General features: G+C 64.2%; 10 protein-coding genes. 3 read left to right on the plus strand and 7 right to left on the minus strand.

What is annotated here, in order from left to right; genetic code table 11:
* Positions 1–6 precede the first annotated feature (6 nt).
* Positions 7–1,641: an acyl-CoA synthetase gene (locus KVY23_RS20420; protein ID WP_206510565.1), complete on the minus strand. Its 1,635-nt coding sequence runs from the start codon at positions 1,639–1,641 to the stop codon at positions 7–9.
* Between the two features lie 182 nt (positions 1,642–1,823).
* Here KVY23_RS20420 and KVY23_RS20425 point away from each other — a divergent pair, with 182 nt between their 5' ends.
* A complete protein-coding gene (locus tag KVY23_RS20425) occupies positions 1,824–2,558 on the plus strand; it encodes a crotonase/enoyl-CoA hydratase family protein (RefSeq protein WP_230558014.1) in 735 nt (244 codons plus the stop codon).
* Between the two features lie 128 nt (positions 2,559–2,686).
* Positions 2,687–3,718 carry a hypothetical protein gene (locus tag KVY23_RS20430; protein ID WP_230558007.1) on the plus strand — a complete coding sequence of 344 codons (1,032 nt, stop codon included), beginning with the start codon at positions 2,687–2,689 and terminating at the stop codon, positions 3,716–3,718.
* Here the strand turns inward: KVY23_RS20430 and KVY23_RS20435 are convergent.
* Together KVY23_RS20435 and KVY23_RS20440 are read right to left on the minus strand one after the other, a co-directional pair.
* Positions 3,708–4,454 carry an FAD-binding oxidoreductase gene (locus tag KVY23_RS20435; RefSeq protein ID WP_230558008.1) on the minus strand — a complete coding sequence of 249 codons (747 nt, stop codon included), beginning with the start codon at positions 4,452–4,454 and terminating at the stop codon, positions 3,708–3,710. The genes KVY23_RS20430 and KVY23_RS20435 overlap by 11 nt on opposite strands.
* Positions 4,455–4,533: 79 nt before the next feature.
* Positions 4,534–5,694 carry a globin domain-containing protein gene (locus tag KVY23_RS20440; RefSeq protein WP_230558009.1) on the minus strand — a complete coding sequence of 387 codons (1,161 nt, stop codon included), beginning with the start codon at positions 5,692–5,694 and terminating at the stop codon, positions 4,534–4,536.
* A gap of 319 nt (positions 5,695–6,013) precedes the next feature.
* Between KVY23_RS20440 and KVY23_RS20445 the strand changes: the two genes are divergently transcribed.
* Positions 6,014–7,177: a nitric oxide synthase oxygenase gene (locus KVY23_RS20445; protein WP_374108749.1), complete on the plus strand. Its 1,164-nt coding sequence runs from the start codon at positions 6,014–6,016 to the stop codon at positions 7,175–7,177.
* 31 nt (positions 7,178–7,208) lie between these two features.
* On the opposite strand, the gene KVY23_RS20450 is transcribed toward KVY23_RS20445, so the two are convergent.
* The 4 genes from KVY23_RS20450 to dnaK are packed head-to-tail and all read right to left on the minus strand — an operon-like array spanning position 7,209 to position 11,316.
* Positions 7,209–7,610, minus strand: coding sequence for a heat shock protein transcriptional repressor HspR (locus KVY23_RS20450; RefSeq protein WP_139318345.1), 402 nt, complete (start codon positions 7,608–7,610; stop codon positions 7,209–7,211).
* Positions 7,610–8,803, minus strand: a complete 1,194-nt coding sequence (gene dnaJ / locus KVY23_RS20455) for a molecular chaperone DnaJ (RefSeq protein ID WP_230558010.1) — start codon at positions 8,801–8,803, stop codon at positions 7,610–7,612. The genes KVY23_RS20450 and dnaJ overlap by 1 nt, the downstream gene beginning before the upstream one ends.
* A gap of 33 nt (positions 8,804–8,836) precedes the next feature.
* The gene (gene grpE, locus KVY23_RS20460; RefSeq protein ID WP_230558011.1) at positions 8,837–9,475 is read right to left on the minus strand and encodes a nucleotide exchange factor GrpE; all 639 of its coding nucleotides are present in this window, start codon (positions 9,473–9,475) and stop codon (positions 8,837–8,839) included.
* A complete protein-coding gene (dnaK, locus tag KVY23_RS20465) occupies positions 9,472–11,316 on the minus strand; it encodes a molecular chaperone DnaK (RefSeq protein ID WP_230558012.1) in 1,845 nt (614 codons plus the stop codon). Before dnaK ends, grpE begins: the two co-directional genes overlap by 4 nt.
* Positions 11,317–11,635 lie beyond the last annotated feature (319 nt).

Genomic DNA, 11,635 nt, shown 5'->3' on the forward strand with positions numbered 1-11,635 from the left:
TTGTCCTTATCTGCGCTGCGCGAGGTGCGCGTTGTTGGTTTCGTCAGCCGGTCGCAGCTCGGTCTGCTGCACCGCCCAGCGGTAGTCGGGCTTGCCCGCCGGCGACCGTTTGATCTCGTCGACGAACCACACGGCCCTGGGGACCTTGTAACCGGCGATCTCCTTGCGTGCGCACGCATCGAGATCGGCGAGCGATGGGCGTTCCTCGCCCCGTGCCTGAACGACAGCAGCAACCATGTGACCGAGCCTCTCGTCGGGGACTCCCACGACGATTGCGTCGAACACTTCGGGATGCGATTTCAGCGCGCCCTCGACCTCCTCCGGGAACACCTTCTCGCCGCCGGTGTTGATCGATACCGAACCGCGTCCGAGCATCGTGACGGTGCCGTCCTCTTCGACCTGCGCATAGTCACCGGGTATGGAGTACCGAACGCCGTGGATCTCCTTGAAGGTGGCCGCGGTCTTGGCCTCGTCCTTGTAGTAACCGACGGGAATGTGTCCGCGTCGGGCCAGCAGTCCCTTCTGGCCTGAACCGGGTTCGACCGGATGGCCGTCCTCGCCCAACACAGAAGTCGACGCGTCGATCTTCACTCGGGGTCCACCGGTGTGTTCGGCGCCCTTGGTGACCACGCTCAGGCCGCCGAACCCCGTTTCGGACGAGCCGATCGAATCGGTCAACATCCGGTTGGGCAGCAGTTCGAGGAACTTCTCCTTGATGCTCGGCGAGAACAGTGCCGCACTACTGGCCATCAGATACAGCGTCGACAGATCGTAGGGTTTGCCGTCGGGCCCACCCTCGATGAGGGCGTCGAGCATGGGCCGAGCCATGGCGTCGCCGGTGATGAAGATGAGGTTGATGCCGTGCTTGTCCACCAACTGCCAGATCGTGTGGCCGTCGAAGTCTGGGTGCAGCACCGTCTTTCCGCCGCCGAACAGAGACTGGAACGTCGCCCACTGCGCGCCACCATGAATCATCGGCGGGATCGGCATACGCGTCATGACGGGATTTTCGGCGCCCAGCTTTGCGAGATCCCACTCGTCCTCGAGATATTCGCCGGTCATGAAGTTGATGCCGCCGCCGAGTACGCGCCAGACGTCCTCGTGACGCCACATCACGCCCTTGGGGCTGCCGGTGGTTCCGCCGGTGTAGAGCATGTAGATGTCGTCACCGCTGCGTTCGCCGAAGTCGCGCTCGGGTGAGGATTGTTCGAGGGCTTCGTCGTAGGAGACCTGGCCGTCCGCCGCGTCGCCGATCACGATGGTCGTCTTCAGCAAGGGGCAGGTGGGCAAGACCGCAGCGACCTTATCGGAGTAGCGCGCCTCGTGAATCAGCGCGACCATGTCCGAATTTTGGAAGATGTACTGCAACTCGTTCTCTATGTATCGATAGTTGACGTTCACCACCACCGCACGCAGCTTGAACACAGCGATCATCGACTCGATGGTCTCGATGCCGTTGCGGCTGTAAACGCCTACTTTGTCACCCGGTTTCACCCCCTGTTTCTGCAGGTAATGGGCTAATCTGTTGGTCCGGTCTTCCATCTGCGCGTAGGTGATCTCACGATCCCCACACACCAGGGCGACCCGGTCCGGAACCAGGTCGACAGCATGTTCCACGAGGTCTGCGATATTGAGGGCCACGACACAAAAATAGAACGTGTTATCGTTTTTGACAATAGGCAAATCGAGACTCAGGTCACAGACCAGTGGGAGAACCGACAGTGTCATCCACCGCCCCGTCATCCACCACCCCGTCATCCACCGCCGCTTCAGCCACCGCCCACGCACTCGTCGAGAAGCGCGGTCACGTACTGATCGTGACGATGAACAGGCCCGAAGCACGCAACGCCCTGTCGGGCGAGATGATGGCGATCATGCGCGACGCCTGGGACAGGGTCGACAGCGATCCCGACATCCGCGTGGCCATCCTCACCGGCGCGGGTGGCGCGTTCTGCGCCGGAGCCGATCTCAAAGCCATGACGTCCACCCATCCGGGCGACAGCTTCAGCTCCGGCGGCTGGGACATGTCGAAGATCGAGGCGTTGCTCAAGGGCCGCAGGCTCACCAAGCCCCTGATCGCAGCCGTCGAAGGACCAGCCATCGCGGGCGGCACCGAGATTCTGCAGGGCACCGACATTCGAGTTGCCGGCGAGAGCGCCAAATTCGGTGTCTCCGAGGCCAAGTGGGGCCTCTTTCCGCTCGGCGGGTCGGCCGTGCGACTGGTCCGCCAGATTCCGTACACCATCGCCGCCGACATCCTGTTGACCGGCAGGCACATTCGCGCCGCCGAGGCCAAAGAGATCGGGCTCATCGGCCACGTCGTACCCGACGGGCAAGCACTGACCAAAGCGCTGGAACTGGCGGAGATGATCGCCGCGAACGGCCCCCTCGCCGTCCAGGCCATCCTGCGCACGATCCGCGATACCGAAGGCATGCATGAGGAGGCGGCGTTCCAGATCGACGCCGAACTCGGTGTCGCAGTGTTCAAGAGCCACGACGCCAAGGAAGGCCCCCGAGCGTTCGCGGAGAAGCGAAAGCCGTCGTTCGAGGGGCGATGATGCGCTGCGCGCCCGTGTGTGGGTAGTTACCGCCCGCGGTACCTACCCACACACAGGTGGGGGCAGGTTGTCCACAGGCCGAGGAAATCTCGGGCGTGTCGGACGATGCCAGGTGCCACCATCGGCGCATGGAACACGACCAGGACTGGCAGCGACTGCTCGACGAACAACTCGGCATTGTGCGCGCCGACCAACTGCGGCGATACGGGTACACCAGACGCATCACCCACCATCGCATCGCAAGCGGGCAGTGGCTGCCGGTGTTGTATGGCGTCGTATCGGTCACCAATGGTCCGCTGACTGTGCCGATGATGCACAGTGCCGCACTCGTCTACGGCGGCGGATCCGCCATCCTCAGCCACGAGACCGCGGCCGTGCACTGGAACATCAAGTCTGCACCCGCCGAGCCCAGACCGGTACACATCACGGTGCCGTTCGGGCGCTCGGCGGTCGATCAGGCCCCGACCCGACGTATCAACTCGCCGCGCGCGACCGCCTCGGCGCACACGATCATCCACCCCGGCGTCATCGTTCATCGATCGAGGGCCATCCGGCACATCCGCGTCGACGCAGGGTTCCCGCTGACATCGCGAGCCGATACCGCGATCGATCTCGCCACCGCCGCCGATACCGCGCGGGAGGGCATGATCGAACTCGTTCAAGCGACAACCAACGCGAGGATTTCGATCCAGGAGGTCCGTCGCCGCCTCGAACAGCGGCCGCCATGGCGCTACAAGAAGGCGATCGTCGACACCGTAGGGCTTCTCACCGACGGCGTGCAGTCAGCACTCGAACATCGGTATGTTCTCGACGTCGAGGCCGCCCACGGCCTTCCTACCGGAGCGCGGCAAGGGCCGGTGATCGTCGACGGCCGTGTCCTTTTCGAGGACGTCGACTACTGCAAGCATGGAGTGCCGCTCATAGTGCGTTTGGATGGCGCGCGGTTCCACTCGGCGAACGCTGTGAAATTCCGCGATCGACGGCGCGACAATGCCGCCGAGCTCGCCGGGCGCCCCAGGTTGGTCTACGGATGGGAGGAGGTCACCCGAACACCGTGCGCGGTGTTCGAAGAGGTCAGGGCAGTGCTGGTTCGGGAGGGCTGGAGCGACTCGTCGTTCCCGTGCTCTGCCTGCGCGCGGGGACGGGTGATCAGCGCCTGATCGCCGCTGCAGGGGTGCCGTTGCCGATCAACGCCGAGACGGTGGCCGCCTCCATACCCGGGGAACCGCACACCAGCACCTGATGATCGCCGAACGGCTCCTGCACGCTCATCACGTCGGCGAGGCTCCCCTCCCAGCAGTGTTCGGGACCGAAGATCGGCGCCTCCGCCGTTTCGGCGCGAATGGTGTCGTTCCACCGATCGGGTGCCCACGGATCCTTCAACTGGTCTACCACGGGAATGACCGTCAGCCAGGGAAGCTCCGAGGCGAGGATCCACAGCAGATCGGCGGCATAGAGGTCACGCGGCGATCGGCCCCCGACATACAGAGTCACCGGTGGCGGCGTTGTCGCGCGGTGCGCCAGATCGAGGATGAGTGCGCGCATCGGCGCAAGACCGGTACCGCCGGCAATCATGACGACCTCGCGTCCGGAATCGTCGATGGCGAGCGAGCCCTTGGGGTCGGTCAGCTTCCACACGTCGCCGGGCCTGGTCTCGTTGACGATCGACCCGCTCACCCAGCCCGCCGGGACGGCCCGAACATGAAACTCGAGCTTCCCATCCAGTGAGGGCGGCAACGCCGGGGAGTACCGACGCGTCAGCCGCGCGTTCTGCGGGACGGTCACCTCGAGCGATTGGCCGGCGGCGAACGGGATGCCGTCGCCGACGAGTCTGATCACCGCCAGGTCGTTGCGGAGTCGGTGGTACTGAACCACCTCGGCATTCCACGTCAGCATGGGTCCAGCGTAGGCCGCACCCGTGTGTGCGTAGGTACCTGCGGCGGTACCTACGCACACACGGGCGGCGGAGCCGCAATCACCAGGGGTCGTAACTGATCGTCGACATGTCGACCCCAGCGCCCTGCAGTCGAAATTTGGTCGTGTTGATCATCGACGGAGAGCCGACGATCGCGATGTCGTGGTTGTCCCACGGGCCGTGATCAACGACAACCGTGCCGAGTTTCCCGACCGTCGGCGGTATCGCGCCGGAGAATTGGCTGTACCGCGATCCGTCGGTCCACCACGGGTCGGTGTCATCCTCGACGACACCGACGATGGACAGCCACGGGTTGGTTGCCGCGATGTGCTGCAGCGTCGCCATGTCATAGAGATCGCAGGGATATTTCCCGCCGTAGAAGACGCTCACGCGAGGATTGTCGGTGCGTGCTGCCATCTCCATCACCTGCGCGCGCAACGGGGCAATGCCGGTTCCCGACGCGATCAGCAGCCGATCCCGGCCCCGCGCGGTGTGCCGCGTCATCGAACCCAACGGGGATCCGACACTCCAGCGGTCACCCACGGCGGTGTTGGCCACGACAGACGGACTGACCCAGCCGCCGGAGACACGTCGGATGTGAAATTCGATCTCACCCGCCGAGTTGGCCGGTATCGCGGGCGAGAGGTAGCGCCACATCCGCGGTCTGCTCGGGACCGAGACACTGACGTACTGGCCCGCTGCGTAGTCCATGGGCTCGTCGAGTTTGAGACGGACGACCGAGACGTCATCGAGAACCCGTATGTGTTCTACGACGGTACCCATCCACACCGGCGGGCCGTCGTCCCCGTTGGCGCCGTCGATCATCGTTGTGGCCATCACACCGATCACTTCGCGCCAGGCCCCCTCGACTTCCTCGGTCCACATCTCGGTGCCCGCGAACTGTTCCAACGCGGTGATCAACGCGTCGCCGACGGCCGCGTAGTGAGCGTCGACGATCCCGTATTTCCTGTGGTCACGACCCAGTTGCTGAAGAAACGGAAGTAGCCGGTCGAGGTTTTCGAGTTGATCGATTGCGTAGGCGATTGCGGTGAGAAGTTTGTCGCGTTGCAGCGACATCGACGCAGGAAAAAGATCGCGCGCCTCGGGGTTGCGCGCAAACAGAATCGCGTAGAAAGACCGGGTCAGTTTCTCGGGCCCACCCTCGACGGCGGCTACCGCCTTGAAAGTTGTTCTGACGAGTGAAATCGTCCGACTGTCCATTGGCCTGTTAGCCCCCTCTCCGAGTCCGCGCATACGTGTGTCCACTGCTGATCGCTGCCTTCGACCTGCGTAGATCACCGGCGATTGGCCGAAGTCTAGCCCAGCCGCAGCGATGCGACTCATCGCAGGAGAACGTACGAATCGGTTTCTTCGGCCATAACAATCCAATCGCCGAAAATACCTGAGATAACCGACCGAGTGCTATCAATTGGCATGGCAGGCATAGCGTTTCGGGCCTTTCCAGCAACTCGTCGAGGCTCTACTATCGCAGCGACGATAGAGATCGAAAAGGGTGCAATCGAAACGGGGTAGGCCAATCGTGACTGTCGCTGTCGGGGCGAACACACAAGCAACAGCGCAGAAACGGAATGGGGATCCAGGCAGCAACGACACGGACTTGGCCCGTCGTCTGCGCGAGTGCCGTGAGTTCTTCGAACTGCCCGAATTGGCGCACTTGCCGGCCGAGCGGAAAACCAGCGTCTTGAAAGAGATGCGCCGAACCGGGACATACGTGCAGTCGGCCGAGGAGATACTCATCGGCGCCAAACTCGCGTGGCGCAACCACGCTCGATGCGTCGGCCGCAAGCACTGGCGAACCCTCGAGCTCATCGACGCCCGCCATGCCACGTCCGCACAGGACATCGCCGACGCGTGCTTCGAACATCTCACGGTCGCGACGAACGGCGGGGCACTGCGGTCCATCGTCACCGTCGGGCCACCGCCGCTCCCCGACGGTCGTGAGTACCGCATCCTCAACCCACAGCTGATTCGGTACGCCGGCTATCGCGGCGCGGACGGCACCGTTGTCGGCGATCCCGCCCATCTCGAACTCACCGAGCTCGCGCAGAGTCTGGGATGGCGGGGCGAGGGCACCGCATTCGACGTGCTGCCGCTGATGATCTCCACCCCCGACGAGCCCGTTCAACTGTTCGATGTGCCGTCCGAGCTGGTGCTGGAGGTGCCGCTGGTGCACCCGAACTACCGGTGGTTCGCCGATCTCGGCCTGAAGTGGCATGCCGTTCCCGCGGTATCGGACATGGATCTCGAGATCGGCGGGGTTCGCTACCCGTGTGCGCCGTTCAACGGGTGGTACGTCAACACCGAGGTCGGAGCCAGGAACTTCAGCGATACCGATCGATACGACATGCTGCCGACCATCGCCAAGAAACTCCGGCTGGACAGAAGTTCGGACCGCACACTGTGGAAGGACCGCGCCCTCGTGGAGCTCAACAGAGCGGTCATCCACAGTTTCCGCGAGTCGGGGGCATACATGGTCGACCATCACACCGTCGCCAAGCAGTTCGTCGACCATGTCGAGCGTGAAGCCAAAGCTGGGAGATCGTGCCCGACGGATTGGTCGTGGATCAATCCCCCGATGTCCTCCTCGATCACCCCGACGTTCCACCGGCTCTACGATCCGCCGGACCTCGACATCAGACCGAATTTCGTGTCCCGACGAGGGTCGGGCTGCCCATTCTCCTGAGCGAGCAGCGCGAACAGTGAGGACGAACTTCTCAGCGCTGGTGCCGCGGCTTCCACACCACGAGTGCGTTTCGCTGCACGGGAACGAGATCGCGCCGGTAGCCGGCGTGGACGTTGGCGAGTTCCTGGGCGAGCTCGGACACCCGAGCCTGCAGCGCTTCGACCTGATTGGTCAGCTCGATGATGCGCTTGATGCCCGCGAGATTGACGCCCTCGTCCTGGGAGAGGCGCTGAACTTCGCGTAGCAACGCGACGTCCCGCGGCGAATACCGTCGACCGCCACCGGTGGTGCGGTGCGGGGTGACCAAGCCGAGGCGGTCGTAGGTTCGCAGCGTTTGTGCGTGCATTCCGGCGAGTTGGGCGGCAACGGAGATAACGAAGACCTGCGCGTCCGGGTCACCCTGCGAAGGAGTGGGTCCAGGCGGCACCGTCATCATGCACCAGCCCATCCCGCCCGCGGGTCGAATCCACTGGCCTTTTCGGCTTCCAGATATGCCCGCAGCGCCTCGGTGGCGGGATCGTCGAGCTTCTGCGGCACGGCAACCTTGACGGTGACCATCAGGTCACCCGGGGTACCTGCCTTTTTCGGTACGCCGCGACCGCGGACGCGCAGGACCCGGCCGTCGACGGTGCCGGGCGGGACCTTGACTCCGACCCGGCCTTCGAGCGTCGGGATCGAGAGCGTGGTTCCGAGCACCAGTTCGCCGTAGCTGACCGGGACGGTGACGGTGAGATCGTCGCCGCTGCGTCCGAACACCTTGTCCGGCCGGACTCGGACCGTGACGTAGAGGTCACCCGACGGCGCCCCGCGCAGACCGGCTTCGCCTTGACCGGCGAGCCTGATCTTCTGGCCGTCGGACACTCCCGGAGGCACGCGAACAGTGATGGTGCGGGTGCGGTTCTGCACACCGCTACCGCGGCAGTCTGCGCACGGATCATCGATGATGGAGCCGCTTCCGCGGCAGTCGTCGCACGGCTCGCTGAATCCGAACGCACCCTGGTTGCGATTGACGACGCCAGCGCCGTTGCACCTGGGACACACACGCGGACTGGTCCCGGGCTTTGCCCCGCTGCCGTGGCACGTGGTGCACGAGGACGGGCTCGTCAGGCGAAGCGGAACGGTGACGCCTTGCGTGGCCTCACGAAAAGCGAGCGTGGTTTCGGTTTCGACGTCACTGCCGCGCCGGGGACGGTTGGATGTGGTTCGTTGCTGAGGTCCGCCGCCGCGGTTGAACAATCCACCGAAGAGGTCTCCGATGCCGCCGTCGGCACCGGCTCCGGCACCAGCACCGCCGAAGATGTCGCCGACGTCGAAGGTCTGGCCGCCTCCGCCGCCGAATCCACCGGCACCCGGACTGAATCCGCCGCCCTGTCGGCCGAACCCGCCGGAGGCGAACAGCCGCCTGGCCTCGTCGTACTCTTTGCGCTTGGCCGGGTCGATCAGCACCGACTTGGCTTCGCTGATCGCCTTGAAACGCTGTTCTGCTGCGGCGTTACCCGGGTTGGCATCGGGGTGATTGTCCCTCGCCAACTTGCGGTAGGCCTTGTTGATTTCGTCTGTGGTGGCGCTGGAAGAAACGCCCAGCTCCTTGTAGAAGTCCTTCTCGATCCACTCCCGCTGGCTCACCGGGCGTTCCCTCCCCTCGCGCTGACTCTATTTTTACTGCTCGTCGGACGGTTGTGCTTCGACAGCGTCCACGACGCCGACCATTGCGGTGCGCAACACGCGGTCACCGAGCTTGTACCCAGGCCGCATGAGCGCGCCGACGACCGGCTCGCTGCCGTCGCCCTCGTGGGAAACGGCCTCGTGGATAGCCGGGTCGAACTTGTCGCCGATGGCGCCGAAAGTGGACAGACCGATGTTGGTGAAAACACCGGCCAGCTTGTCCGCCACTGCCCTCAGCGGGCCTGTCTCCAGGTCACCGTGCTGGCGAGCGCGCTCGAGATCGTCGAGCACCGGGAGCAGCTGGGATACGACGGACGCCTTCGCGTTCTCCGCTCCGGTCTGCTTTTCGCGATCGGTGCGACGCCGGTAGTTCGCGTACTCCGCCGATACCCGCTGCAGATCGGCAGTGAGCTCCAGGACCTGCGTGTCACGCGGATCCTCGAACTCCTGGACTGCGGCGACTTCGAGGTCGTGCGCCCCTTCTTCTGGAACCGAGCCGGGCTGCGGCGCAGCGCCGGTACCCGCCAGGGGTTCCGGTACTGCGTCGCCTTCCCGTGGTTCACCGGTCTCGGGATCGATCTTTCGCTTGTCGACGAAAGTGACCGGTTCCTGCTCGGTGTTGTCCGAGGTCACTTCTTCTCCGCGTCGTCGGCGGGCTCGTCGACAACTTCTGCGTCGACGACACCGTCGTCAGCGGGCTGCGATGTGCCTTCCGGTCCGCCCTGCTCCTTGGCCTGCGCCTCGTAGATGGCGGTGCCGAGTGCCTGCGACTCGGTGGACAGCTTCTCCACGGCGGTCTTCACTGCCGAGATGTCGCTGCCTGCGAGAGCCGTCTTGGCCTCTTCGATGGCGGACTCGACGCGGCCCTTGAGCTCGGCGTCGACCTTGTCCTCGTTGTCCTTGACGAACTTCTCCGTCTGGTGCACGAGGGACTCGGCCTGGTTGCGAACCTCGGCCTCTTCGCGGCGAGCCTTGTCCTCTTCCGCGTGCGCCTCGGCGTCGGCAACCATGCGATCGATCTCTTCCTTGGACAAGCCGGAGCCGTCCTGGATCTTGATCGTGTTTTCCTTGCCGGTGCCCTTGTCCTTGGCCGTGACGTGCACGATGCCGTTGGCGTCGATGTCGAAGGTGACCTCGATCTGCGGGACGCCGCGAGGAGCCGGGGGCAGCTCGGTCAGCTCGAAGGAGCCGAGGAGCTTGTTGTGCGAGGCGATCTCGCGCTCACCCTGGAAGACCTGGATCTGCACCGAAGGCTGATTGTCGTCAGCGGTGGTGAAGGTCTCGGATCGCTTCGTCGGGATGGTGGTGTTGCGCTCGATGAGCTTGGTCATCACGCCACCCTTGGTCTCGATGCCGAGGGACAGCGGCGTGACGTCGAGGAGCAGAACGTCCTTGACCTCACCCTTGAGCACGCCGGCCTGAAGTGCGGCACCGACGGCCACGACCTCGTCCGGGTTGACGCCCTTGTTGGGCTCACGTCCACCGGAGAGTTCCTTGACCAGCTCGGAGACGGCGGGCATACGCGTCGAACCACCGACGAGCACGACGTGATCGATGTCCTTGACGGCGATGCCGGAGTCCTTGACCACTGCCTGGAACGGCGCACGGGTGCGGTCGAGCAGGTCGGAGGTGATCTTCTGGAACTCGGAGCGGCTGAGCTGCTCGTCGAGGAAGAGCGGGTTCTTGTCCGCGTCGACCGTGATGTACGGAAGGTTGATCGAGGTGCTCTGCCCGGAGGAGAGTTCGATCTTCGCCTTCTCGGCAGCCTCACGCAGACGCTGCAGGGCCATCTTGTCCTTGGTCAGATCGATGCCGTTCTGAGCCTTGAACTTGTCGACGAGCCAGGTCACGATGCGCTCGTCCCAGTCGTCGCCACCGAGGTGGTTGTCGCCGGACGTCGCGCGGACCTCGACGACGCCGTCGCCGATTTCCAGCAGCGAGACGTCGAACGTGCCGCCACCGAGGTCGAAGACCAGAATGGTCTGCTCGCTGTCGCCCTTGTCCAGGCCGTATGCGAGTGCAGCCGCGGTGGGCTCGTTGACGATACGCAGGACGTTGAGGCCGGCGACCTGGCCGGCTTCCTTGGTGGCCTGACGCTGTGCGTCCTCGAAGTAGGCGGGCACGGTGATGACCGCGTCGGTGATTTCCTCACCCAGGTAGGCCTCGGCGTCGCGCTTGAGCTTCTGCAGCGTGCGCGCGCTGATCTCCTGCGGAGTGTAATTCTTACCGTCGATCTCCACGTTCCAGTCCGTGCCGATGTGGCGCTTCACGGATCGGATGGTGCGGTCGACGTTGGTGACCGCCTGGTTCTTCGCGGGCTGGCCGACCAGCACTTCGCCGTTCTTGGCGAAAGCGACGATCGACGGGGTGGTGCGTGATCCCTCGGCGTTGGCGACCACAACCGGCTCGCCGCCCTCGAGGACGGACACGACCGAGTTGGTGGTCCCGAGGTCGATACCGACCGCACGAGCCATAGTGTTTCCTCCTGTTTGTAGCTTGGGATGATTCCTAGCTGAGCGAACCTCGCTCAAGTCTGCCTCGACGATATTGGATTCGTCAACTCGGACTTGAGTCTCATCCACTCAAGGCTGTCGGAATGCACAACGGAGGGTTTCTCGGATTTGTTCCCAGTGGGCGCTGACGCGCATGTGCGCGGAAATACATAGCCGACTATGGGCGGATTCGAGCGGTCGTCGCAACGTGCCTGATCATTGAGGGATGGTTGCGGTGGTTTATCGGTTGTACACCCATGACGTGCGGATGACGTTCTGGTCGTTGCGGAGCTCTGGTCTG

This window comes from Rhodococcus sp. I2R (genome assembly GCF_020889545.1).
Lineage (GTDB): Bacteria > Actinomycetota > Actinomycetes > Mycobacteriales > Mycobacteriaceae > Rhodococcoides.